Below are 23,607 nucleotides of genomic sequence, written 5' to 3'. Positions count from 1 at the left end.
ACCGTCCGGCGGGATTCCGCTGGTGGTGATCCCGCACGAACTTGCCGGCTCGGACGGCGTCGACTGTGAATGCGGTGACAAGGTTGTTGGTGCCGCAGACCTGCTCGTCGTACGAGATGGCCCAGTCCTTGCCGGGGTCGGCGCTGCCCGCCATCTTGCTGGTGGATTCCAGGCCCTTGAGCTTCCCGGCGTAGGTGGCGAAAAACGCGGCCGCGGACTGGTTGCCGATTTTGGCGGCTTCGTAATACGTCGCGGGGGGTTGACGTTGATGAAGTTCATCGACCGCTATCGGGGCCCGAGTACGAATGCTGGATGCGCACGTAATACGTGCGCATCCAGCTGTGCATCGGTGCACGCCTCCTGCTGAAGCCGGAAAATTCGACTTAGGAAGTGGGATCACACGATCGGATGTCGGTGGTGAAGCTTGCCCACGCTTCGGGGGTGAAAGCCAGGGCGGCACCCGTTGGGTTCTTCGAGTCACGGACGCCGACTTGGCCGTCTTTCAGCCATGCCACCTCGACACATGCACTTTGACTGCCGCTGCGGCTGCTCTTGAACCAGGATGCTCCCGATAGATCAGGCTTGGTCACGCTCGAACTCCCTCGTAGCCCGGCGAATCAGCTCCCGGGACTGGCTTTCATCCAACGATGTGCTTCTGATTGCAGAGGCAAGTTCACTATAGAGGCGGACTTCTTCGGGCTTTTCGAGGTAAACATCCTGCGACGGGCCGCCTTCCAAGAAGACGATCGGTGGCTCAACAGATTCCCCACGGCCATCCGTGGCGAAAGACAGGATTGTGAACATGCCGTGTGGCATTCCCCATGTCATTCCTTCCTCGTATGGATGTACCTGCAGAATTATGTTGTCGCGCTTGGAGATTTCCGCCAGGTGACGTAGCTGCCTCGCCATGACCATCGAGCTGCCGATTACCCGATGGAGTGCCGACTCGTGTAGTAGAACCTCGAACATCATCGGGTTTGTCCTGCGGGTAATAATGGACTGGCGTTTGAGGCGGTGTTCCACGCGGCGGTCGATATCGTCACTACTCGTGAAACCGGGATAGGCGCCGATGATGGAGCGGGCGTACTCCGGGGTCTGCAACAGGCCAGGAACGTGCTCGTGATACGTCGTCTGCTGCTGCGCCGCTGCCTCGAGCCCGACATGCATGTTGTACGCGTCAGAGTACAAGCCGCCGTAAGCGTGGTACCAGCTCTGCGATCTGGCCAATACCGCAAGGTCCATCGCTGCGCGGGTATCGACATCGTCGACGTCGTACAGCTCGCAGAGTGCGCGGACGTCCTGCTTTCGGACCTTCTGAGTCTGTCCGGCTTCGACGCGCTGTAACGCCGAAGAAGATAAGTCGGCGAGTTTGGCCGCAGCAGCGAGCGTGAAGCCGTTCGCGTCGCGGCGTTCGCGTAGGAAACGACCGAGCTGACGTCTGGGCAGCGTCGAGGTCGGCGCCGCCTCTGCGTCGCCGTCCAGTTCTGTCATCATCAACCCCCTTGTTGCGGAATCGGGTCGGATTGACCACACAATCGGGTCAGTTGTATCTCATATCCGGTTGGCTTCGTGGGCTTTTCGGTAAGTTAGAATCGGGTACCCGATTTTACTTGGCCCGAAGTCGGTTACATGGTGTTCTGAGGTCAGCCTCCCGGCAGCTCCCGAACCGGAGCGCACGGCGCCGAGAATGACCGGCGCGGTCACCAATTGGTCAGCCCGAAGCTTCCACCTGGCACCTAACCGGGTATCGGTCTGTCGTGTCGGGAGGTCTTTTCCATCCACCGATCAGGTTCTGGAGGAGATCATGAGTCTTGCGCGCGTCAGGTGCGTTCGGACCGAAAATGGATCGCTGGCCATAGGCTTCGTGCGGTTACAGGTATCTGTCGATCGCGCACCGTGTCATGTCCGCGAGATCGAGCGTCACGCTCGCGGATCCGGCTATCGCTATCTGTCCACTATGCACCCGCCGACCAATGAACCGAACCCGCTCGCATATATCCGCGCCCGTGCAACCGAACTCGATGCCGAGGTGATCGTCGTGTTCGATCTCGCCCACGTCGACAACCAACCGCACTTGTTTTGTGACCTCGGATATCGCCTGGAAACCGTGTGCCCGCAACAGGTATGGGAGTCCAGCGTCCCATCGGCCGTAGCGGAGGTCCCGGTCATATGAGCACCTGGAACATCCTGCATTCGATCGTCCTGACCGCCGTGCTGTCCGGGATCGCCGCCACGGTTCTCGGCTGCGCGTGGCCCGCCGATCCGCCGCGCTCACTCCAGCGACTCGAACACCGCCCGCACCGCCGGCACCCATCGCACCGGCCGATCGGCGCCCTCCCCACACCGATCGCCTGGACCTGCGGGCTGCCGGGGGTACCGCTGAACCTCGACGACGCCCACGGCGCCATGCGCCGCCACCGCAATCACGACTGTCCCCGTAAGCGCGCCGCCTACGCCACCCTCGTCGCGTACGGCTGCGTGGTCCCCGATTCCGCTCGTCGTCACTACCGGCAGAAAGCCAGGTCATGAACCATATCGTCGTCACCGGCGCCGCGGGTTTCCTCGGCTCGCACCTGTGCCGCGCCCGGCTCGCGCGTGGCGACCGGGTCACTGCGATCGACAATCTCAGCACCGGTCGTATCGCCGCCGTCGCCGACCTCACCGCGCACCCGCGCTTCTCCCTGCGTATCGCCGACACCGCCGATATCGGCACCTTCGCCGACCTCGGCACCGTCACTCATATCGCGCACCTCGCCTGTCCCGGCAGCCCGCTCGCCGCGGCACGCGTAACCACCGCCACCCTGCGCTCCGCCGTCACCGGCACGCTCGCCGCTCTCGATGTCGCCGCCGCGCACGACGCTCGTTTCGTCCTCGTCACCGGGTGCGGACCGCACCAGATCGAGTCGGGAGGCATCCGGGAGCGGGCGGCGCCGTGCGTGCAGAAGGCCGCGCACCTGCTCATGGAAACCGCGACCCGCAATTTCCCCGATACCCGCATCGCAATCGTGCGGCCCTTCGAGGTCTACGGCCCGCAGCTGCGGCCGGGTGACGGTCGCCTCACTGCCCACCTTTGCGCCGCCGCGCTACGTGACCAGACAATCAACCTCACCGATCCCGGTTTCCGGTCGTTCGTTTACATCGCCGATGCGACCGAATGCTTGTCGGCAATCCTCGATTCCGATATCTCCGGTCCGATCGACCTCGGCGGTCCGTCCGCATCGATCGCCGACTTCGGCCGCACCGCATGCGAACTCGCGGGTACAGGCTGGGTCGAATTTGCTCCCGTCGACCCTGCCACCATTATTCGCCCGCCGGACCTCACCCGCACGCGCGCCGAACTCGGCTGGTACCCCACCACGGCACTACCCGTCGGCATCCACCACACCCTCGACTGGATGCGCTCCGCACTGCGCACCTGTGGGTGAGGGCGAGTGCGCTGGATACCGGAAGTCGGCTCACCAACCGTCCGGATGGCTGCCGAGGCCACTGCAAAAGGTGCTAGCGGCGTGCTCCCGAGAGCATAGAAGACCTGACCGCCGCTTTGGCGGAGTTCGAAGCGGTCGCGGCGGCGTTGGAGCAGGGTGGGGCAACAGGGTCGCCGAACTGATAGTGCGGCGCTCGGGTCAGGTGGTTCTGTCCTTATTGAGGACGAGAATTGGCCGGAAGACCCGCTACCTTGGTGTTCGTGACGGAAACCGCCCCCGCCCAACTCCTTCCCGACGACCTCGTCGCTCGCTACCACCGCGACGGCTACCTCCATGTGCGCAATGTCCTGGACCCCGCCGAGCTGACCGAGTTCCTCGCCGACGCTCGGGCCCAGTTGGACCGGCAACGCACGGTTGCCTGGGATGCCGAGGACGGGAACGTGATGGACTGGGTGGTCGAACCCGAGCGGGTCAGCGAACCGATGCGCCGCTTGGCATTACATCCTGGAATCACCGGGATCGCCGAACGCTTGGCGGGTCGGCCGCTGCGGCTCTACAAATCCGAGTTGCTCCGCAAAGGCACCTCCGGTAGCGCGCCGACCCCGTTGCACACCGATGACCCCGCTTTCCCGCTCGATGCCGCTCCGGTAACTCTCACGGCCTGGGTGGCTCTCGTCGATGTGCCCGTCGAGCGCGGATGTATGACCTTCGTCCCCGGATCGCATCAGTGGCCGGAGGGGACGGTCCCGCAGTTCGAGGACCCGTTCGCAGCCGCACCCGAAGCCCGCTGGTGGCCACAGGTCACCGTGCCGATCCGGGCGGGCGACTGCACCTTCCACAGTTCACGGCTCATCCATCGCGCCGGAGCCAACACCACCGATTCCGCTCGGATCTCGCTGGCGACGGTATACATGGACGCGGCGGCGATCTACCGCCCGATTCCGGGAATGACCTATTACGACCCGGTGCCCGACCGGGAACCAGGTCAACCGTTGGACAGCGACCGCTACCCCCGGGCCGGCTCCGCCGACGGTGCCGGATGACGGGAAAAATCGACTTCAAGAAAACCCTCGACGCCTACCAGGCGAAACGCGACCTGTTCCGGATCGTGGAGGTGCCCGGTATGCAGTACCTCATGATCGACGGCCACGGGGATCCGAACACTTCACCCGTGTTCACCGCGGCTGTCGAGGCCCTTTACCCGGTGGCCTACAAACTGAAGTTGGCCAGTAAACGCGACCTCGGGCGGGACTACGTGGTGATGCCCCTGGAGGGCTTGTGGTGGGCCGACGATATGGATTCCTTCACGGTGGCGCGGGACAGAACCCGGTGGAATTGGACGCTGCTGATCATGGTCCCGGACTGGACCGACCGGGAGATGTTTGCGGCCGCTGTCGAGCAGGCCGGGGCGAAGAACCGCCCGGCTCGGCTGGACGACGTGCGGCTGGAGTCGTTATCCGAGGGGCGTTGTGTGCAGACCTTGCATATCGGTTCGTTCGACGGCGAAGCCGAGGTGCTCGCGCGTATGCACCAGGAATTCATCCCGGACAATGGACTGCGCATGTCCGGCAGGCATCACGAGATCTACCTGAGCGATTTCCGTAAAACTGCACCGGATAAGCTGCGGACCATACTCCGGCAGCCGGTCTCGCTGACATCCCCGACCGGTGCTCGTCATCAGGCGGCGATATCCGGCAATGCCGGGTAGTCGATGTAGCCCTCCGGTCCGCCCACATACATCAGCCGGGACTCACGTATTTCGTTCAGCGGCGCGCCGCTGCGCAGGCGCCGGACCAGGTCCGGATTGGCCAGGAAGGCGCGGCCGAGGGCAATGAGATCGGCACCCGCTGCGAGCAGGGCTTCGGCCTCGGAAACGATGGCCGCCGGATCGCGGGAATCACCCGAATTCGCGGGGTTGGCGATGAGGGCCCCGGGCCAGCTGTCACGAAGCCGGCGCAGCAGCGGATCGGCCGGGTCGGTCCGGACTGTGTGCAGGTAGGCGAGTCCCCGGTCGGCGAGTGCGGTGGCGAGGGCCGGATAGAGGTCCGCGGTATCCCCTTCTTCGATCCCGTTGACGGGGTTGGCCGGGGAGATACGCAATCCGACGCGGTCCGCGCCGATGGCGGCCGCGACCGCGTCGACTACCTCCACGGTGAATCGTATTCGGTTCGCGACCGTGCCGCCGTAGGCATCGGTGCGCCGGTTGGTATTCGAGGCCAGGAATTGGTGCAGCAGATAGCCGTTCGCGCTGTGCACCTCGACCCCGGCGAATCCGGCGGCGACTGCATTGCGCGCGGCGGCCGCGAAATCGGCGACAGTCCGCTGAATCTCGGCGACGGTCAACTCTTCCGGGACCACGGCTTCCCGACGGCCGTTCGGCGTGTGAATCGTTTCGGGCAGCGCGATCGGCGAGGGAGCGACGGGTATCAGCCCGCTGTTGTCGGGATGCCCGACCCGGCCACCGTGCTGCAGTTGCAGGAACATCCGGCCGCCCCCGTGTTGTACGGCCTCGGTGATCCGTCGCCAGCCCGCGACATGTTCCTCGCGATGGATACCGGGAATGTTCGGGTAGGTCTGGCCGACGGGATTCGGGGTGGCGGCCTCGGCGATGATCAGTCCTGCCGTGGCGCGCTGTGCGTAGTAGGTCGCCATCAGGTCGGTCGGTGTGCCGTCGGCGGCCGCGCGGTTGCGCGTGAGCGGCGCCATCACCAGCCGGTGCGGCAGTTCGAGTTCGCCGAGACGGGCCGGGGTGAATAAACGGCCGGTTGCTGTGGTTGTCATGCCTGGACAGTAAGACTTCACATCAATGTGAGGTTCAAGTCCGAATGGCAAACTGCGAGGTGAGAATGCGGATCGGCGAGCTGGCGCGGCGCACCGGAGTCAGTGAACGGTCACTGCGCTACTACGAGGAACAGAAGCTGCTGACCGCCGACCGCACGCCCGGTGGTCACCGCGACTACGCGGAACCGGCGGTTGACCGGGTGATCCAAATCCAGGAACTTTTCGCGGCCGGGCTGTGCAGTAGGAAGATCGTGCATATCCTGCCCTGCATGCGGGAGTTCGACGGCGGCGCCGGCGAATACGCCACGCCCGAGCTCGTGACCGAGCTGGAGGTCGAGCGGGACCGGATCAACCGGATGATCGCCGACCTCGTCCGGTCCCGGGGTGTGCTCGACGAGGTGATCGAGCGGGCCGGCGCGGGTTATGCCCCCGCAGGGAGGTGACCTGGCTACCAGCCGCCTCCGATACGTCGATCGGACCCGCGTGCCCACCTGTCCGGGCTTCGTCTCGCGGCGGCACCTCCGGAGGGCGTCTGGCGTTCAGCCTGGCTTGTTGGGGCGATCGGTCGTCATCGGGCTGTTCACAGCAGTGATCGGACGACGACGCGGGCAGAGCTGGTAGAGCTGGCCGTCGAAGCCCGCGGCCCGGGACTGTGCCGACTGGTCGGGGAAAGCCCGCCCGGTGTCGGCGGCCGATACGCTGACACCGGGTTCCCGCCGGCCCGGCGCCCTATTCGAGCGGAATATCGACTTCGTTCTCGTGTTCGGTTCGTGGACCGTGGATCCTGCGATCGGATTCGGCTATCGCGACGTCGTTGATACTTGCCTCCCGGCGCCGCATCAGGCCGTGCTCGTCGAATTCCCACAGTTCGTTGCCGTAGCTGCGCCACCATCGGCCCGCGGTGTCGTGCCATTCGTACTGGAAGCGGACCGCGATGCGGTTGTCGCTGTAGCTCCACAAGCTCTTGCGGAGTACATAGTCCAGCTCCCGCTCCCATTTGGCGGTCAGGAACGCGACGATGTCCGCCCGTCCGGTGACGAACTGATCGCGATTGCGCCATACCGAGTCAGGGGTGTAGGCGAGGGCCACTCGCTGTGGGTCGCGGGTATTCCACGCCGCTTCGGCGGCCAGAACCTTCTGGAGCGCGGTTTCCGCGGTGAACGGGGGATACGGCGGACGGTTGTCGGTCATGGGCAAACCTCTCGTGGTGTGGAGCGGTTACGACGGTGGCCGGCCGGTTGCGGCCTGCTGCGCGGCGAGCGCCGCCTCGAGTTGGCTGATTCGTTCTCGTAGTGGTTCGGTGGCGGCCCGCATTTCGTCGACGGTGAATCGCGGGGTGATGAACTTGGGGCAATTCCAGTCGAAGGCCACCACTTCGACGGTCAGAATGCCTTCGAGCCGGCCGGTTGTCCCGAGTCGCTCGAGCACCTCGGGTGCCGGGTCCGGGTCGAACCGGGCGTGGCCGAGTACCTTGAGCCGCTTGCGGTTCGGATAGTCCATCGCGATGATCGCGACCCGGTCGTCGTGGTCGAGGTGCCCGGCGGTGATGTATTGACGGTTGCCCGTGCTTTCGACCCAGGTCAACTGTGTCGGACCGGTGACCTTCACGAAACCTGGTGCGCCACCGCGGTGCTGTACGTAGGGCCAGCCGTTGCTGCCCGTGGATGCGATGTAGAAACTGTCTCGACTCGCCAGGAACTCGGCTTCCGCCGCGCCCAGGCCCGTCGGCCCGGGCGCGGCGGAACGCGCGTGTTCGTAGCGGTCGAACGAGCCCTTGCGGCGCTGGTGCGCCTGCTCCTCCGCTCCGAAGGCGAGCGCGAAGAAATGCTCCATGTCAGAACGTGAGGATCGAGTAACCGTTGTCGGCGAGCAGGCGGAGGCTGGCCACACCGGACGTTCCCGGCAGCGGGTTGTCCTTGATCAGTTCTAGGCCGGCGGCCTGGGCGCCCTCCCCGCCGCCGAAGAGGTCGCTGCAGCCACAGGAGATACCGGCGATTGTGTGTCGTACTGCCTGGTAGACGTCGTAGGCGGGGTGGTCCGGTGATTCCAGCAGTTCGGGCCAGCGGGTGCCTGCGCCCTGGAATTGCACCCGGACTTCGGCGCCTGCCCGGTCGAAGTCGTAGGCGGCGGCGAGGGCGTTGAACATGCGGCCGAGGGCTTCGTCGCCGCCGTTCGGGTCGCTCAGTACGAGAACTGCGGTCTTGGTCGCGGTGTCGGAACTCATTGTTGTCTCCTTCGGGGCCTCGATGAGAACGATCGTTCTCACCGGCGTCTGTAGTGTAGGAGAACGAGGGTTCTCAACGCAAGGAGGTCGCTGTGGCGGCGGAAACGGAAGCGGCGCAGGTGCTCGCGGCAGCCGATCGCCTGTTCAACGATCGCGGGGTACAGGCGGTCGGAATGGACAGCATCCGTGACGCCGCGAATGTGCCGCTGAAAAGGCTCTACCGGCTCTTCCCGTCCAAGTCCGCACTGGTCTGCGCCGTGCTCGAGCAGCGCGACCGGGACGTGCGCACGGCCATCGCCGACTATGTGGGTGCGCGGGCCGAGACACCGCGCGAGCGGATCCTGGCCGTATTCGACTACCTGCTCGAATGGTTCGCCGACCCCGCGTTCCGGGGCTGCCTGTTCATCAACACTGTCGGGGAACTGGGCGGTACCTCCGACGATATCGGCCGGATCGCCCGCCGGCACAAACTGGCGATGCGCGATTACCTGGCCGAACTCGTCGCCGAATGCTCATTTCCCGCAGAGCTGGCCGATCAGCTGATGATTCTCGCCAACGGCGCTATGGCCACGGCCGCCGTGCAGGGCGACGGTCCACGCGCGGCGCAGCACGCGCGCGCCGCGGCGGTAACCCTGCTGGCCGCGGCCGAATATCGCGAGATTTCGTGAACGCTCTGCGGTCCAGGCCGATGCAGCGGATCGGTCGCCGGAACTAGAGCCAGGTGTCCAGGGTGGTGGTGGTGAGGAAATCGTCCAGGTCGGCGCGCCAAGGGGCCGGGGTGGTCTTCTCCGGTTCGATGGCGGTGTACTGACCCCGGTAGAACAGCAGCGGGCGGCCGTTCGCCGTCGCGGCGGTTTCCGTCATGGCCAGGACCCGGCCGATGACGATGTAGTGGTCGCCGCCGTCCACCACGCGGTCCACTTCGCATTCGAGGGTGGCCAGCGAGTTGTCGAGCCGGGGGAGGCCGAGTTCGGATGTGTGCCAATCGGTTCCGGTGAATTTGTCCGGTTCGCGGGACCCGAATTTCGCGCAGACAGGTTGTTGTTCCTCGGCCAGGACGTTGGCGCAGAACCGGCCGTTGGCCTCGATCGCGGCCCAGGAACGTGAGCCCTTGGTCGGGCAGAACAGAACCAGCGGCGGGTCGAGGGACAGCGATGCGAAGGACTGGCAGGCGAAACCGATCGGGGTGTTGTCGTCGGTGAATGTGGTGATCACCGTGATACCGGTGCAGAACTGCCCGATGGTATTACGGAACTGCCGGGGGTCGATGGCGGGCTGGGCAGCCGCTTCGGAGGCGCCGTCCGCCGGATCCGCTGATGCCGTCACGTTCATACCGTCCTTGCTGGTTCGCGAAAAACTGCCGGCGGGCGGGACCGCCGGATTGCGGCCGGCCCGGGGCGAGTATCGCACCGGGCCGGCCGTGGATCACTTGAATCCCACGGAGAAGTCGTGTCCCCACAGGCTCACGGCGGTGGATTCCCGCGCGATCCAGCTGTGGTCCTCGACTTCCAGTCCTTCACAGCCGAATTCGACATCGAATCCGCCCGGGGTCTTCATATAGAACGACAGCATCTTGTCGTTGATGTGCCGGCCCAGGGTGGCCGACATCTTCACCTTCTTGCGCTGCGCGCGATCCAGGCAGAGGCCGACATCGTCGGAGTTCTCCACCTCGACCATGAGGTGCACGATGCCGGTCGGGTTGGGCAGCGGCAGGAACGCCAGCGCGTGATGGCGGGGGTTACAGCCGTAGAACCGCAGCCACGCCGGATCCCCGTCCTCCGGGCGACCCACCATCTGCGGTGGTAGCCGCATGGAGTCGCGCAGCCGGAAACCGAGGATGTCCTGGTAGAACGCCTGTGCGGCCGCATCGTCGGTGCAGGTCAGGACGACGTGTCCGAGGCCTTGCTCTGCGGTGACGAACTTGTGACCGTACGGGCTGACGAACCGGCGGCCGAGGTACTGCGCGCCGTAGAACGCCTCGAGGGTGTTGTCGGAGGGGTCCTGGAACCGGATCATGCCCTCGACGCGGCGCTCGTCCAGCTCTTCCTTGGTGCCCTCGGTGTAGGGGATGCCCTCCTTTTCGAGGGTTTCCCGGAGCCGCTGCAATGCCGGACCGTCGGTGACCTCCCAGCCCGAGACCAGCAACCGGTCCTTATCGCCGGGCACGATCACCAGACGCGCGGCGAAATCGTCCATGCGCAGGTAGAGCGCATCGGGATTCGCGCCGGAGCCTTCCATCATGCCGAGCACTTTCAGCCCGTACTCGCGCCAAGCCGCCATATCCGTGGCTTCGATGCGCATATAGCCGAGCGCCTTGATACTCATTGTCATTTCTCCTTGACGCCGAGCAGGAAATCGGTGGCGAGCCGGTTGAATTCCGCGAACTTCTCGAGCTGCGCCCAATGCCCGCAGCCGCCGAAGACATGCAGCTGGGCGCGCGGAACCGACTTCAACGCGACCAGCGCACCGTCGAGCGGGTTCACCCGGTCCTCGCGACCCCAGATGAGCAGTACCGGCTGACGCAGCTTGTACGAGTCGCGCCAGAGCATGCCCTTCTCGTAATCGGCACCGGCGAACGATTTGCCCATCGCACGCATCGCCGCAATCGATTCCGGCTTCTTGGCTGCTTCGAAACGTTCGTCGATCAGCTCGTCGGTGATCAGCGCCTGATCGAACACCATGATCCGCAGGAACGCCTCGATGTTCTCTCGCGTCGGCTCATAGGTGAACTTCGACAGCAGCCGTACCCCTTCAGTGGGGTCGGGTGCGAACAGGTTTGTGCTCAGGCCGCCGGGACCCATCAGGATCAGCTTCCCGGCCCGGTCGGGATAGTCGAGCGCGAACCGCACCGACGCACCGCCGCCGAGCGAATTGCCCAGCAGGTGAACACGGTCGGTGATGTCCAGCGTGTCCAGCAGATCCTTCAGCGCCGACGCGCTGTGCGCGAAGTACTGCGGATGCTCGGTGGGCTTGTCGGACTGCCCGTATCCCGGCTGGTCCACGGCGATCACGTGGAAATCGCGGGCCAGCACCGGGATATTGCGGGAGAAGTTCGACCAGGACGACGCACCCGGCCCGCCGCCGTGCAGCAGCACGATGGTGGGGCCGTTACCGACCCCGGCCTCGTGATAGTGCAGTTTCAGATCCGGCCGGACCTGCGCGAACTTCGAGGTGGACTCGTAGGTGAGTTCGGCGGTCGAGGTCATCACACCATCCCGTCCGAAACCGGCAGGCCGAACTCGTGGGTGCCGTACATGAGGTAGGCGCGCTCCGGATCGTTGGAGGCGTGCACCCGGCCGGCGTGCGCGTCGCGCCAGAACCGCTGCAGCGGGGTGCCGTTGACCAGGGCGGTGGCGCCGGAGCTCTCGAACAGTTTGTCGATCGAGGTGATGGCCCGTCCGGTCGCGCGGACCTGGTCGCGCCGGGCACGGACCCGCAGGTCGAACGGGATTTCCTTACCTTCGAGCAGCAGTGCGTACTCGTCGGCGACATTGCCCGACAGCTGCCGCCACGCGGCGTCGATATCGCTGGACGCCTCGGCGATCCGCACCTTGGTGAACGGATCCTCCTTGGCTTTTTCGCCGGCGTAGGCGGCGCGGACACGCTTGCCCTGGTGCTCGACGTGCGCCTCGTAGGCGCCGTAGGCCATACCGACGATCGGCGCGGAGATGGTGGTGGGGTGGATGGTGCCCCACGGCATCTTGTAGACCGGATCGGTGTTGCGCTCCAGACCCGGCGACGTCAGGTCGTTCATGGTCTTGTAGCTCAGGAACCGGTGTGTGGGCACGAAAACGTCCTTCACCACGAGGGTGTTGGATCCGGTGCCGCGCAGCCCGACCACGTTCCACACGTCGTCGATCTCGTACTCCGAGCGCGGGATCAGGAAGCTGCCGAAATCCACCGGCTTGCCGTTCTTGATCACCGGTCCGCCGACGAAGGTCCAGTCGGCGTGACCCGAACCCGACGACCAGGCCCAGGATCCGCTGACCTGGTATCCGCCGTCGACCACGGTGCCCGCGCCCATCGGCGCGTAGGAGGAGGAGATCCGCACATCGGTGTCCTCACCCCAGACCTCTTCCTGGGCTTGCTGGCCGAAGAGGGCCAGATGCCAGTTGTGCACGCCGATGATCCCGGCCACCCAGCCGGTGGAACCGCAGGCGCTCGCGATTTTGCGGACCGTGTCGTAGAAGACGACCGGGTCGGCCGCCAGCCCACCCCACTGCTTGGGCTGCAACAGCCGGAAGAATCCGGCTTCCTGCAGGTCTTTGATCGATTCGTCGGGAATCTGCCGAAGATCTTCGGCTTCCTGTGCGCGGGCGCGCAGCGTGGGCAATAGCGCTTCGACCCGTTCGGTCACATCTCGCGTCATCTCCGGCCCTGCTCCTGCCTGGTCGTTTGCTAACCGGTAGTTATCTGCTCACCGCAGAATTTACCTCTGAGACTAGAACAGGTTCTTGTTCATGTCGAGAACCGGTGTCTGTATGCGGCCGAAATGGGACTTGTGCTGGAAGTGACGCGAATAGGCTGGCGTTCGGGGCGCCAGTTTTGTAACGTGTTCTAGTACAGCAGGAGGAGGAATCGCGATGGCAGTAACCCCGGCAAGCGGTGGTGCGAAGGTGCGGGAGCTCGACGTCGGTTCGGCCCCCACCCGGTACGCGCGTGGATGGCATTGCCTGGGCCTGGCGCAGAGTTTCCGGGACGGCAAACCGCATTCGGTTCAGGCATTCGGCACCAAGCTCGTGATCTGGGCCGACAGTAACGACGAATTGCACGCACTCGACGGCTACTGCCGTCATATGGGTGGCGACCTCAGCATGGGCGAGGTGAAGGGCGACGACATCGCCTGCCCGTTCCATGACTGGCGGTGGGGTGCGAACGGTAAATGCACCTCCATTCCGTACGGTCGGCGGGTGCCGCCGCTGGCACGGACACGGCGCTGGACCACCCTGGAACGGAACGGTCAGCTCTTCGTCTGGCACGACCACGAGGGCAACGAGCCGCCGCCCGAGGTGACTATCCCGCATATCGAGGGCCCGTACACCGATGCCGACGGCAATCCGGTCGAGGAACTCGACAGCGGCTGGACGCAGTGGACCTGGAACTCGTTGCTGATCGAGGGCGCGAACTGCCGCGAGATCATCGACAACGTGGTGGATATGGCCCACTTCTTCTATATCCACTACGCCTTCCCCACCTACTTCAAGAACGTTTTCGAGGGGCATGTCGCCACCCAGTTCCTGGAGACCAAGGGGCGTCCCGATATCGGGATGGGCGCCAAGTACGCCGGTGACCAGCTTCTGAAATCGGAGGCCTCGTACTTCGGGCCGTCCTACATGATCAACCCGCTGGTCAACAGCTACGGCGGCTACGAGATCACGGTCAACCTGATCAACTGCCACTACCCGGTGTCGCAGGATTCGTTCATGCTGCAGTGGGGTCTGACCGTCGAGAAGCCGAAGGGCCTCGACGACGATACCGCGCAGAAACTGGCGATGACCATGGCCGATTTCTTCGGCGACGGCTTCTTGCAGGATGTGGAGATCTGGAAGCACAAGTCCAAGGTCGAGAATCCGCTGCTCTGCGAGGAGGATGGCCCGGTCTACCAGCTGCGGCGCTGGTACGAGCAGTTCTACGTCGACGCCGCCGAGGTGACCGACAAGATGACCCAGCGCTTCGAGTTCGAGGTCGATACGACCAAGGCGAATGAAGCCTGGCAGGCCGAGGTCGACGAGAATCTGCGGCGTAAGCGGGAAGAAGAGGCCGCGGACGCCGACCAAGCGGAGGCGGGAGTCTGACATGCCCAGCTGGGCGAAAGCACCCGACTTCGCCGATCAGCCCGCGCGGCGGGACGCGGTGCGGGCCCAGACGGTCGTGGACCGGGAGCGGTACCTGGAGGAAGGTCTGACGCCGTTGCGGTGTCAGACCTGCCATACCGAGGTGCTGGTCCGTAAGAGCAGTTCCCGGCAGACCTCGGTGCAGTGGACCGGCGATCCGGCCGCCCAGTGCCCGGTCTTCGCCGAGATCAGCGCCAAAGGGCGCGGCCCGGGGCGCCCGGACACCTGCGAACGTTTGCAGAAGACGATCAAATGGGCCGTCGACGAGGGCGTGCTCGACGTCCCGGAGTAGCGGCCCGGCGCCGCCTGCACCTTTTCGGCCGGACGGTACCGAGATGATGCGATTCCCGCCGAACTAGAACGGGTTTCACTAATATGCCATCATGCGTACTGCCCGTTCCGTTGTGCGAGCGCTGCCGGTGCTCGCCATCGCGCTCGCACTGACCGCGGTACCGGCGAGTGCCGTGCCGAACTGGGGTCCGCTGGGGCCGGCGAATCCACATCTGGGTCCGCTCGGCACCGCGACCATGCACGGCGACGCGGGTTCATCGGACGTGACTCCACTAGCCGGACCGGGCGCGGACCTGGTGGTGCCCGCCGGTGATCCGATGGCGGCGGCCTGCCCCACGATTCTGCAAGGGGCGGACGGAATGATCGTCGCGCTGTGCACGGCGATCATCGATCGCGCGCCCACCGTCTATCTGTTCGATCCCGCGAAAGGTCCCATCGGTCCGGCGGCCGCGAAGATGAGTCTCACCAAGGGCAGTCTGCTGGGCGGTGTCTATGCCTATCTCGACAACGAGAACCGCTTGGTGGTCGTCGACGGGGAGCGGCGGCTGCTGCGGATTGCGCACAATCGTGACGCCTCCGGCAAATGGGGGCTGACAGTAGCCGAGAACACCGATCTGACTGCGGCGATACCGGCGGGCGACGCAGTCACCGGTCTGGTACCGGACTGGACGGGCAATGTCTGGTTCGCCACCGGCGCGGGGTTGGTCGGCAAGGTTACGCGCAACGGGGCGGTGAACACCCATCAACTGCCGGCGGGCGAGCGAGTGGCCAACAGCATCTCGGCGGCACCTGATGGTGTGGCCGTCGCGACCACCCACGCACTGTACGAATTCGCCGCCGGCGAATCCGGTGCCCCGAATGTGAAGTGGCGCGCCGCCTACGATCGTGGCCCGGCCCGGAAACCGGGCCAGCTCAGCTGGGGGACCGGCTCGACTCCCACCTACTTCGGCCCCGGCGACGGCACCGAATACCTCACGATCGTCGACAACGCCGACGACCAGGTCCATCTGCTGGTCTACCGCGCCGGCACCGGTGAACTCGTCTGCAACCGGCCCGTACTCACCGAAGGCGGCCCCGGCAGCGAGAATTCGCCCATCGGGATCGGCCGTTCGGTGTTCGTGGCGAGCACCTACGGCTACCCGTACCCGACGGTCCCCGACGACGCCGGCCCCGCCGAACCCGCCATCGCGCCGTTCTCCGGCGGGATGACGCGCGTCGATATCGACGACCAGGGCTGCCACACCGTGTGGGAAAACGATGTCCGCAGCGCGGCGGTACCGAAACTGTCCGCCGCCGACGGCAATATCTACACGGTCCTCCGGCTCGGCCTCGGCCTGACCACCCCGCTGGACGGCTACGCCTACGGGGTCATCGATCCCACCACTGGTGAAGTCACCGCCAAACAACCGATGTCGGCCACCATCGTCGCCGACACCCTCCAGATGGCCGGCCTGACAACGACGAACGGCGAACTCTGGCAGGGCACCATCACCGGCATCATGCGCATCCGCTGACCCGGTCCCGGGTCATTCGGTCTCCTTCGGATGCGCGGGTGTGCAGCGTTCCAGAAGAATTATCCCTGCGCATTTCGCACCCTTGGCCCCGGGCTCGACGAAATACCAGATGCGTGCGCCGTCGGTGAGTTTGTATTGGTACCGCTCGAAGGTTTGTCCCCGATACGTGCCGTAGCGCAGATCGCCCCGCAACCGGTAGAGCCGTAGGGATTCTGTCGTCGGCTGTGTGGTCAGCGTGTCCCAGGCATCGACGGTTGCGTTGCGCGCCATCGTCAGACAATCCGTCCAGCCCTTCTGTGCCTCGCGGGAGATGAAGGTGATGGCGTATTCGGAGCGTTTCAGCGGTCGGGGAACATCGCGGTTCTTGCTCACTCGCCGGTCCGCGGGTCCGGAACGGCCTCGGGGGCGTCGAAGTAGTGCAGATCTGAGGCATCGACGGCTACAGCCGGATCCGCGTACGCCTCGGCGGTGCTCTTCCATGCTTCGAGGGTGATCGTGAGCCGGTCGAAACGGCCCACAGCGAGGCAGGCTCGCGCGATGTTCAGGAACTCGGCGACAAAATCCGGGCGGACGTGCGCAGGCAGGAGATCTGCCCAGGGGAATGTGATGGACAGTCGAGTAACGATCCGTTCCAGCATCGCGTCGTCGATCGACAGGGCGAGCAGCTGCGACAGCGCCTCCAGCGTGCGCGTTTCGGATTCCGTATCCGCAGCGTTCGACAAGCGCAGCGCCGGGGCGGAGCGGCGGGTGAGCACGACATCGCCGGATTCCTATCTGATATCGAGATACGGCAGATATTCCTCGGCGAAGCTCTCGGTCCAGCTATAGGGATGAGCAGGTCGTAGTCGACCATGAGACGGTGGACTAATATCTTAGCTAAGGAGGTGGGTATGGCCGCCAACGCAGCAGAACAGTTCAATATCCACGAGGCGAAGACGAACCTGTCGCGCATAGTGGAACGAGTCGAACGCGGCGAGGAGATCGTGATCAGCCGGGCCGGTCATCCGGTGGCCAAGGTGGTGCCCCTGGTGCGACGGGTGAATCGGACTGCCAGGGGTTCGCTGCGCGGTGCCGACCTCGGGGCCGAGTGGGATTCCGACGAGACCAACGCGGCGATCGCGGACGATTTCGGCATTCCCCGATGAGCTTGCTGCTCGACACTCATGTAGTGCTGTGGTGGCTCACCGATGACGCGAGCTTGTCGAACGAACTGAAGGATCGGCTCGACCACGATCCGGACGTATTCGTCAGTGTCGTCTCGATGTGGGAGGTTTCGATCAAGCAGGCCGCCGGAAAACTCGGCGGCCCGCTCGATATGCCCGAGCGCATTCGCGACAGCGGTCTGGTGTCGCTCGAAATCAGCTCCGGCCATGCCATCGCAGCCGGCCGGCTGCCGCTGATCCACCGTGACCCGTTCGACCGGATGCTGGTGGCTCAGGCGAGTGCGGAAGGGCTCACGCTGGTCACCCGTGATCCGTGGTGCCACAAGTACGAGGTGCCGATCCTGGCCGTATGACGGCCGTACGGCCCGGTCGAACTCGGCACCGCAGAGGACAGCGTCGAGGTCGTCTACCGGCAGGCATGCACCGGTGCTGAACAGAACACCCGGCTGGAACCGGTTGCCGGGTGGCGCCGCCGCACCACCGCGGGTCCCGGCAGCCCGGTCAGCTGTGGACCACCGGCCGTTTCGGGGTGCCGAAGAGCTGGGCGTCGCCGTGGGCGCGTTTGAAGTACAGGTGGGCGTCGTGTTCCCAGGTGATGGCGATACCGCCGTGCAACTGAATGGCTTCGGCCGTGATCGTGGAGAAGGCCTCGGTGCACTGGCGGCGGGCGACCCAGACGTCCTCGGCTGCCGAGGGGCTTTCCTCGGCCAGAGCGATGGCGGCGGTCAAGGCCGTCGATTTGGCGGATTCGGCCAGAACATACATATCGGCCATACGGTGTTTCAGGGCCTGGAAGCTGCCGATGACCCGGCCGAACTGCACCCGCGATTTGGTGTATTCCACCGTCGCCTCCAGGCAGTACTCGGCGGCGCCGACCTGTTCGGCGGCCAGCGCGGCCCAGGCGATCTGCCGGAGCCGGTCGGCGACCGGGGCGGGGTCACCGGTGCCGAGCCGGCGGGCCGCGGCGCCGGTGAAAGTGATCTCGGACAGTGCCCGGGACGGGTCCATGGCCGCCACCTGCCGGCGCTCGACCCCGGCAGCTGAGGGCTCGACCTCGAACAGGCCGCTCGCCGTGACCACGATCAGGGTGTCGGCGATGGTGCCGCCGAGGACGTAGTGCGCGGTGCCGTCCAGGGTGTCCCCATCGGCACGCACCCCGAATTCGTCCCAGCCCGTGGCATCGGCCCAGCAGACGGCGAGGGTTCGAGTGCCTTCGGCGATACCGGGCAGCAGCCGTTCGCAGGCTTCGCTGTCACCGGACAGCAGTACCGCCTGCGCACCGAGCACCGCCGAACCCAGCATCGGCACATCGGCGAGGGTGCGGCCGAGTTCACCGACCACCAGCAAGGATTCGGGCAGCCCGGCGCCGAAGCCGCCGTACTCCTCGGGAATCGCCAGGGCGGCCACCCCGACCTGTTCGCACAGCTGTGCCCACAGCTTCGGGTCGTAGCCCAGGTCGGTGTCCATGGACTGGCGAATACCCGCCCGCGCATCGCGTTTGACCAGCAGTCCCCGCACTGCCGACACCAGCTCCTGCTGTTCCTCGCTGATCATCTCTTCTCCCGTAGGTCTGACGGACGGATGCCGAGGCGCCTACGTCCGGTTGTTGCGGTCGTGTTCTCAGGTGAGCGCGCCCGACGGGTCCACCGCTGCGCCGGCGCGCAATGCCTCGGCGACCCGGCCACGATGCAGATCGGGGGTGCCCCAGGCAGAGCGCAGGGCGGTGACCCGGGTCAGCCACAGCGACACATCGTATTCGGCGGTATAGCCGATCGCGCCGTGCACTTGCAGTGCGGCGCGGGCCGCCCGGTAGGCGGCATCGGCAGCGGCCACTGCCGCCGCGGAGATATCGCGAACCCGGTTCGCCCCTCCGGTGGTGAGCGCGGCCCGGTACAGCAGCGGTTCGGCGAGGTCGAGGCCGATGAACACATCTGCCAGTTTCTGTTTGACCGCCTGGAATTCACCGATCGGCCGGCCGAACTGTTTGCGCTGCTTCACGTATTCGGTCGAGGCGTCGAGCAGAGCCTTGCCGGCGCCGAGTAGCTGGGCGGCATTGGCCAGGGCACCGAAATCGAATCCCGCCGCGATGGCCGCGCGGGCCTGCGGTCCTTCGGCGACGGTCTCGTCGGCCTCGACGACGAACAACCGCCGGGCCGGATCCACCGACCGTATCTGTTCGCCCACTCGGCCCGTCGACAGTCGATCGCCCTGGGCCAGGAGGACGAGGTCGGCGCGGTCCGCGTCTACCGCGACCGCGGTGCCGGTGGCCCCGCCGAAGGAGATGGTGGCCGACAGGGTGCCTTCGGAGATCCCGGGCAGCCAACGTTGCGCGGGCGCGGGGTCGGTCTCGGCCAGAGCCTGGAGCAGCGCCGGTACGGCCGCCGCGGTTTCCACCAGCGGGCCGGGCGCCGCAGCCCGCCCGATCTCGATGAACGCGACCAGCTGGTCGAGCGGTTCGGCACCGAGACCGCCGAAATCCTCGGCGATGGTCAGGCCCAGGGCGCCGGCGGCGGCGAGCTGTTCGATCAGGCCGCGGCCGGGTGCGGGATCCGCGCCGCTCCACGCCCGCACCGCGGCGGGAGTCGAACCGGATTCGAAGAGTTTGCGGATACTGGCACCGAAGTCCAGATGCTCCGGGCTGAGTGCGAATTTCATCGGCTGCCTCCTCGTGGTAGGCCGAGGAGCCGCTCGGCGATGATGTTGCGTTGGATTTCGTTGGTACCGGCGTAGATCGGGCCGGACAGCGAGAACAGGTAGCCGTCGGTCCAGCGGCTCGCCTGTTCGGCGCCGGCACCGAGCAGATCGAGCGCGGTTTCGTGCATGGCGATATCGAGTTCGGACCAGAACACCTTGGTGATCGAGGATTCCGCACCGAGTTTCCCGCCTTCGTTCAACCGGGTGACGGTGCCGAAGGTGTGCAAACGGTAGGCTTCGCTGCCGATCCAGGCATCCACCACCGAATCGCGGGCCGCGGTACCGGTATCGCCGGTTTCGGTCCACAGGTCGACCAGCCGCTGCGCGGTCGCGCTGAACCGGCCGGGGCTGCGCAACGAGAGGCCGCGTTCGTTGCTGGAGGTACTCATCGCGACCCGCCAGCCCTCGTTCGGGGCGCCGATCACATCACTGTCCGGGACGAAGACATCGTCGAGGAAGATCTCCGCGAAACCGGGTTCGCCGTCGAGCTGCGGGATCGGCCGGACCGTCACACCGTCGGCGGTGAGCGGGAACATCAGGTAGGTGAGCCCACGATGCCGTTCGGCTTCGGGATCGCTGCGGAACAGGCCGAACGCCCAGTCCGCGAACGCCGCCCGCGAACTCCAGGTTTTCTGCCCGCTCAGTACCCAGCCGCCGTCGGTGCGGCGCGCGGTGGAGCGGATACCGGCCAGATCGCTACCGGCTTCGGGCTCCGACCATGCCTGCGCCCAGATATCGTCGCCGCGCGCCATCCGCGGCATGATCCGCGCCAGCTGTTCCGGGGTGCCGTGCTCGAACAGAGTCGGGGCGAGCAGGAAGATACCGTTCTGGCTCACCCGGCCCGGCGCGGCCGCCGCGTAGTACTCCTGTTCGAACAGCACCCATTCCAGCAGCGATGCGTCGCGGCCGCCGTATTCGGGTGCCCAGGAGACCACGGACAAGCGGGCCTCGGCCAGCGTGTGCTCCCATTCGCGGTGTGCTTCGAATCCTGCCGCCGTGTCCATCGAGGGCAGCGGTTCGGCGGGGACATTGGCGGCCAGGAATTCGCGGACTTCCCGCTGGAACTCCCGGGTGCTTTCGTCGAGATCGAGATCCATTCAGGCTTTCCCGTCGTTCGTCTCCGCGGCGGTGGTCGCCTGCGCTTTCATAGATTTCGCGTTCAAACCGCCGAGGGAGTCGGTGCCTACCTCGGCATTGTGGGCGTGCGCGAAATGGTGCAGGCCGAAAACCGAGTCCATCCCGGCCCGCATACCCATGAGGTCCTCGGACTGGTTGACCGCCTTCTTTGTCAAAGCCAGGCCGAATTGTGGCATCGCCGAAATCTTCTCGGCCAGGGCCATGGTTTCGGATTCCAGCTCGGCCCGGGGAACCACTCGGTTGACCATGCCCCATTCCTTGGCCTGTGCGGCGTCGAAACGATCGCCGGTGTACAAGAACTCCTTGGCGGCCCGCGGTCCCATCACCCAGGGGTGGGCGAAGTATTCGACACCCGGAATACCCATACGCACCACCGGATCCGAGAAGAACGCATCGTCGGAGGCGATGATCAGATCGCAGACCCACGCCAGCATGAGACCACCTGCGATACAGGCGCCCTGCACCATGGCGATGGTCGGTTTGGGGATCTCCCGCCAGCGGCGGCACATCCCCAGGTACACCTCCGTCTCCCGGGCGAAGCGCTGATCGCCGCCGGGGCGGTCCACATGGTCCCACCACAGCGCGGCCTTGTTGTCGTACTTCACGTGATGGTCGCGGCCCGGTGTGCCCAGATCGTGCCCGGCGCTGAAGTGCTTCCCGTTCCCGGCCAGCACGATGACCTTGACCTCGGGATCTTCCACTGCCCGTTCGAACGCGGTGTCGATCGCGTAGGTCATGACGGAGTTCTGCGCGTTGCGGTAGTCCGGCCGGTTCAGGGTGACCACCGCGACGGCGCCCCGGCGCTCATAGGTCACCACATCGGGTTCGTAGGGAATGCTCCCGTCCCCGGCCGGGGATATGTTCTCCGACATTACGAGTTCTCCTCACGTAACTGACGTTTGAGCACCTTGCCGCCGGCGTTGTAGGGCAGTTCGTCGCGGAATTCGACGAAACGCGGCACCTTGAAATTGGCCAGCACCTTGGTGGCGTAGGAGAACACCTGGTCCTCCGTGAGCGTCGCGCCCGGTGTGCGGACGATATAGGCCTTGCCCACCTCACCCATCCGGTGGTCGGGCACCCCGATCACCGCGGAGGTGGCGACACCGTCGAGTTTGGCGAGGGCCTGTTCTATTTCGGCGGGGTACACATTGAATCCGCCGCTGAGGTACATATCCTTGAGCCGGTCGGTGATCTTCAGGTATCCGCGTCCGTCGATCACGCCGATATCACCGGTGTGCAGCCATCCGGCGGAGTCGATGGTGTTGGCAGTCGATTCCGGATCATCGAGGTACCCGAGCATCACATTGGGTCCGCGCAGCAGGATTTCTCCGGCGTCGCTCAGCTTCAGTTCGAATCCGGCAATGGGCCGGCCGCTGGTCCCGGAAATGGTTTCCGCATCGTCGTCGACCCGGCACATGGTGCCGAAACCCGACGATTCGGAGAGCCCGTAGGCGGTGAGGACCACATCGAAATCGAGTTCCGCGCGCATCCGCTCGACCAGCGCGACCGGCACCTGCGCCGCCCCGGTGACCGCCACCCGCAGACCGTTCAGATCGAACTCGCCGCGGTCCGGGAAATCGAGAATGGTCTGGTAGATCGTCGGTGGGCCCGGCAGGACGGTGATTTTTTCTTGATCGATCAGGCGCATGGTGGTCGGCACGTGGAAGACGATCTGCGGCACGATGGTGGCGCCGGTCAGCAGGCAGGTGATGATCCCGGCCTTGTAGCCGAAGCTGTGGAAGAACGGGTTCACGATCAAGTAGTTGTCGGCGCTGTTCAGCGTAGCGCATTCGGCCCATGCGCGGGCTGTCGACAGTGTCTGCCGGTGCGCGATCAGTACGCCCTTGCTGCGGCCGGTGGTACCGGAGGTGAACAGGATGTCGGACAGATCCTCGGCGCTGACCGATTCGCCGCGTTCTATCACCTGCTCCCGGCTCACCGGGGCGGCGGTTGCGGCCAGATCCGACCAGTTCAGGGTGTCTTCGATCCGGTCCTGCGGGCCTTCGACGGGCAGTACCACGACAGTGTCGATATGCAGGTCGGGCGCCGCCGCACGTAGCTCGGCGACCCGATCGCGTTTCAGGAACGTCCCGGCGATGAACAGTGCCTTGGCGTCCACCCGGCGCAGCACGTCGACGACCTCGTCGGCGACGTAGCGGGTGTTGAGCGGAATCAATGTCGCGCCCGCGTAGTGCGCCCCCAGTGCGGCGACGACCCAGTGCCAGGTGTTGGGCGACCAGATCGCCACCCGGTCACCGACCTGGATTCCGCGGGCGAGCAGGGCTCGGGCCACGTCCTGGACCTCGGTGAGCAGCTGGCTCCAGTCGAGCCGGACGGGGCCGTCGCCCAGTGCGGGCGCCGAACCGAAGGTCTGGGCGGCGGCGTGCAGTGCCGCGGGGATGGTCTGTGCCACCGGCGGTGTGTGCGCAGGGGTTGTCACGGGTGTCCTCATGGTCGTGCGGCCGTGTGCGGTGCGCGCGGTCTCGAACGGAGTCTACAAAGCAAGTGCTTGGTAGGTTATCCTACCGGTGTGGGTGCTATCCA

The 23,607-nt window shown here is 65.6% G+C and carries 29 protein-coding genes; 12 read left to right on the top strand and 17 right to left on the bottom strand.

Annotated elements, in window-relative coordinates:
* Positions 1-383 precede the first annotated feature (383 nt).
* Positions 384-590 (bottom strand): DUF397 domain-containing protein, encoded by a 207-nt coding sequence (locus tag NS6_RS34205; RefSeq protein WP_084471357.1) that lies wholly within the window; start codon positions 588-590, stop codon positions 384-386.
* On the bottom strand, positions 577-1,494 hold the full coding sequence (locus tag NS6_RS24055) for a helix-turn-helix domain-containing protein (protein ID WP_084471356.1): 918 nt from the start codon (positions 1,492-1,494) through the stop codon (positions 577-579). The genes NS6_RS34205 and NS6_RS24055 overlap by 14 nt, the downstream gene beginning before the upstream one ends.
* A 193-nt stretch (positions 1,495-1,687) precedes the next feature.
* Here NS6_RS24055 and NS6_RS34920 point away from each other — a divergent pair, with 193 nt between their 5' ends.
* The 5 genes from NS6_RS34920 to NS6_RS24030 all read left to right on the top strand — a co-directional run bounded on the left by NS6_RS34920 (position 1,688) and on the right by NS6_RS24030 (position 5,133).
* Complete coding sequence (locus tag NS6_RS34920) at positions 1,688-2,173, top strand: hypothetical protein (protein ID WP_157112918.1); 486 nt, start codon at positions 1,688-1,690, stop codon at positions 2,171-2,173.
* The gene (locus NS6_RS24045; protein ID WP_068045649.1) at positions 2,170-2,529 is read left to right on the top strand and encodes a hypothetical protein; all 360 of its coding nucleotides are present in this window, start codon (positions 2,170-2,172) and stop codon (positions 2,527-2,529) included. Before NS6_RS34920 ends, NS6_RS24045 begins: the two co-directional genes overlap by 4 nt.
* Positions 2,526-3,425, top strand: coding sequence for an NAD-dependent epimerase/dehydratase family protein (locus NS6_RS24040; RefSeq protein WP_068045646.1), 900 nt, complete (start codon positions 2,526-2,528; stop codon positions 3,423-3,425). The genes NS6_RS24045 and NS6_RS24040 overlap by 4 nt, the downstream gene beginning before the upstream one ends.
* 260 nt (positions 3,426-3,685) lie before the next feature.
* A complete protein-coding gene (locus NS6_RS24035) occupies positions 3,686-4,468 on the top strand; it encodes a phytanoyl-CoA dioxygenase family protein (protein WP_168443493.1) in 783 nt (260 codons plus the stop codon).
* Positions 4,465-5,133 carry a GyrI-like domain-containing protein gene (locus NS6_RS24030; protein ID WP_068045640.1) on the top strand — a complete coding sequence of 223 codons (669 nt, stop codon included), beginning with the start codon at positions 4,465-4,467 and terminating at the stop codon, positions 5,131-5,133. The genes NS6_RS24035 and NS6_RS24030 overlap by 4 nt, the downstream gene beginning before the upstream one ends.
* On the opposite strand, the gene NS6_RS24025 is transcribed toward NS6_RS24030, so the two are convergent.
* Positions 5,103-6,206, bottom strand: coding sequence for an alkene reductase (locus NS6_RS24025; RefSeq protein WP_068045637.1), 1,104 nt, complete (start codon positions 6,204-6,206; stop codon positions 5,103-5,105). The two genes, NS6_RS24030 and NS6_RS24025, sit on opposite strands and share 31 nt — an antisense overlap.
* A 65-nt stretch (positions 6,207-6,271) precedes the next feature.
* Between NS6_RS24025 and NS6_RS24020 the strand changes: the two genes are divergently transcribed.
* The gene (locus tag NS6_RS24020; RefSeq protein WP_068045634.1) at positions 6,272-6,649 is read left to right on the top strand and encodes a MerR family transcriptional regulator; all 378 of its coding nucleotides are present in this window, start codon (positions 6,272-6,274) and stop codon (positions 6,647-6,649) included.
* A gap of 286 nt (positions 6,650-6,935) precedes the next feature.
* Here the strand turns inward: NS6_RS24020 and NS6_RS24015 are convergent, their stop codons facing one another.
* From NS6_RS24015 to NS6_RS24005, 3 genes are read right to left on the bottom strand one after another with little or no spacing between them, the layout of a single operon-like run.
* The gene (locus NS6_RS24015; protein ID WP_068045631.1) at positions 6,936-7,397 is read right to left on the bottom strand and encodes a nuclear transport factor 2 family protein; all 462 of its coding nucleotides are present in this window, start codon (positions 7,395-7,397) and stop codon (positions 6,936-6,938) included.
* 27 nt (positions 7,398-7,424) lie between these two features.
* Positions 7,425-8,039, bottom strand: a complete 615-nt coding sequence (locus tag NS6_RS24010; RefSeq protein WP_068045628.1) for a pyridoxamine 5'-phosphate oxidase family protein — start codon at positions 8,037-8,039, stop codon at positions 7,425-7,427.
* A gap of 1 nt (position 8,040) precedes the next feature.
* Complete coding sequence (locus NS6_RS24005) at positions 8,041-8,430, bottom strand: hypothetical protein (protein ID WP_068045625.1); 390 nt, start codon at positions 8,428-8,430, stop codon at positions 8,041-8,043.
* 92 nt (positions 8,431-8,522) lie between these two features.
* Between NS6_RS24005 and NS6_RS24000 the strand changes: the two genes are divergently transcribed.
* Entirely contained in the window at positions 8,523-9,098 is a 576-nt protein-coding gene (locus NS6_RS24000) for a TetR/AcrR family transcriptional regulator (protein WP_068045622.1), read from the top strand.
* Between the two features lie 43 nt (positions 9,099-9,141).
* On the opposite strand, the gene hsaB is transcribed toward NS6_RS24000, so the two are convergent.
* The 4 genes from hsaB to hsaA all read right to left on the bottom strand — a co-directional run bounded on the left by hsaB (position 9,142) and on the right by hsaA (position 12,799).
* On the bottom strand, positions 9,142-9,756 hold the full coding sequence (gene hsaB / locus NS6_RS23995; RefSeq protein WP_281211432.1) for a 3-hydroxy-9,10-secoandrosta-1,3,5(10)-triene-9,17-dione monooxygenase reductase subunit: 615 nt from the start codon (positions 9,754-9,756) through the stop codon (positions 9,142-9,144).
* Between the two features lie 99 nt (positions 9,757-9,855).
* Positions 9,856-10,755 (bottom strand): iron-dependent extradiol dioxygenase HsaC, encoded by a 900-nt coding sequence (gene hsaC, locus NS6_RS23990; RefSeq protein ID WP_068045619.1) that lies wholly within the window; start codon positions 10,753-10,755, stop codon positions 9,856-9,858.
* Positions 10,756-10,757: 2 nt separating this feature from the next.
* Positions 10,758-11,636 carry a 4,5:9,10-diseco-3-hydroxy-5,9,17-trioxoandrosta-1(10),2-diene-4-oate hydrolase gene (hsaD, locus tag NS6_RS23985; RefSeq protein ID WP_068045616.1) on the bottom strand — a complete coding sequence of 293 codons (879 nt, stop codon included), beginning with the start codon at positions 11,634-11,636 and terminating at the stop codon, positions 10,758-10,760.
* Positions 11,636-12,799, bottom strand: a complete 1,164-nt coding sequence (gene hsaA, locus NS6_RS23980) for a 3-hydroxy-9,10-secoandrosta-1,3,5(10)-triene-9,17-dione monooxygenase oxygenase subunit (protein ID WP_068045613.1) — start codon at positions 12,797-12,799, stop codon at positions 11,636-11,638. The genes hsaD and hsaA overlap by 1 nt, the downstream gene beginning before the upstream one ends.
* A gap of 214 nt (positions 12,800-13,013) precedes the next feature.
* Between hsaA and NS6_RS23975 the strand changes: the two genes are divergently transcribed.
* From NS6_RS23975 to NS6_RS23965, 3 genes are all read left to right on the top strand, one after another.
* Complete coding sequence (locus NS6_RS23975) at positions 13,014-14,225, top strand: 3-ketosteroid-9-alpha-monooxygenase, oxygenase component (protein WP_068045611.1); 1,212 nt, start codon at positions 13,014-13,016, stop codon at positions 14,223-14,225.
* Position 14,226: 1 nt separating this feature from the next.
* Positions 14,227-14,556, top strand: a complete 330-nt coding sequence (locus NS6_RS23970; protein WP_068045608.1) for a hypothetical protein — start codon at positions 14,227-14,229, stop codon at positions 14,554-14,556.
* A 91-nt stretch (positions 14,557-14,647) separates the two neighbouring features.
* Positions 14,648-16,069: an NHL repeat-containing protein gene (locus NS6_RS23965; protein WP_068045605.1), complete on the top strand. Its 1,422-nt coding sequence runs from the start codon at positions 14,648-14,650 to the stop codon at positions 16,067-16,069.
* Between the two features lie 12 nt (positions 16,070-16,081).
* On the opposite strand, the gene NS6_RS23960 is transcribed toward NS6_RS23965, so the two are convergent.
* Positions 16,082-16,441 carry a hypothetical protein gene (locus tag NS6_RS23960; protein WP_174552626.1) on the bottom strand — a complete coding sequence of 120 codons (360 nt, stop codon included), beginning with the start codon at positions 16,439-16,441 and terminating at the stop codon, positions 16,082-16,084.
* Complete coding sequence (locus NS6_RS23955) at positions 16,438-16,824, bottom strand: hypothetical protein (RefSeq protein WP_157112917.1); 387 nt, start codon at positions 16,822-16,824, stop codon at positions 16,438-16,440. The genes NS6_RS23960 and NS6_RS23955 overlap by 4 nt, the downstream gene beginning before the upstream one ends.
* A gap of 135 nt (positions 16,825-16,959) precedes the next feature.
* On the opposite strand from NS6_RS23955, the gene NS6_RS23950 reads away from it, so the two are divergent.
* Positions 16,960-17,214: a type II toxin-antitoxin system Phd/YefM family antitoxin gene (locus tag NS6_RS23950; protein WP_068045874.1), complete on the top strand. Its 255-nt coding sequence runs from the start codon at positions 16,960-16,962 to the stop codon at positions 17,212-17,214.
* Complete coding sequence (locus tag NS6_RS23945) at positions 17,211-17,585, top strand: type II toxin-antitoxin system VapC family toxin (RefSeq protein ID WP_068045602.1); 375 nt, start codon at positions 17,211-17,213, stop codon at positions 17,583-17,585. The genes NS6_RS23950 and NS6_RS23945 overlap by 4 nt, the downstream gene beginning before the upstream one ends.
* Before the next feature lie 148 nt (positions 17,586-17,733).
* Here NS6_RS23945 and NS6_RS23940 read toward each other — a convergent pair whose 3' ends face one another.
* The 5 genes from NS6_RS23940 to NS6_RS23920 form a co-directional block, all read right to left on the bottom strand.
* Positions 17,734-18,786, bottom strand: a complete 1,053-nt coding sequence (locus NS6_RS23940; RefSeq protein WP_068045599.1) for an acyl-CoA dehydrogenase family protein — start codon at positions 18,784-18,786, stop codon at positions 17,734-17,736.
* Positions 18,787-18,852: 66 nt separating this feature from the next.
* Positions 18,853-19,887, bottom strand: coding sequence for an acyl-CoA dehydrogenase family protein (locus NS6_RS23935; protein ID WP_068045594.1), 1,035 nt, complete (start codon positions 19,885-19,887; stop codon positions 18,853-18,855).
* Positions 19,884-21,023, bottom strand: coding sequence for an acyl-CoA dehydrogenase family protein (locus NS6_RS23930; RefSeq protein WP_033244025.1), 1,140 nt, complete (start codon positions 21,021-21,023; stop codon positions 19,884-19,886). Before NS6_RS23930 ends, NS6_RS23935 begins: the two co-directional genes overlap by 4 nt.
* On the bottom strand, positions 21,024-21,935 hold the full coding sequence (locus tag NS6_RS23925; protein ID WP_068045590.1) for an enoyl-CoA hydratase: 912 nt from the start codon (positions 21,933-21,935) through the stop codon (positions 21,024-21,026). It lies immediately after the preceding gene.
* Complete coding sequence (locus NS6_RS23920; RefSeq protein WP_068045587.1) at positions 21,935-23,515, bottom strand: FadD3 family acyl-CoA ligase; 1,581 nt, start codon at positions 23,513-23,515, stop codon at positions 21,935-21,937. The genes NS6_RS23925 and NS6_RS23920 overlap by 1 nt, the downstream gene beginning before the upstream one ends.
* Positions 23,516-23,607 lie beyond the last annotated feature (92 nt).

The organism is Nocardia speluncae NBRC 108251, from assembly GCF_001613245.1.
Classification (GTDB): domain Bacteria; phylum Actinomycetota; class Actinomycetes; order Mycobacteriales; family Mycobacteriaceae; genus Nocardia; species Nocardia speluncae.
Note: the sequence above shows the minus strand (reverse complement) of the source record. Positions and strands in the feature narration are given on the sequence as shown.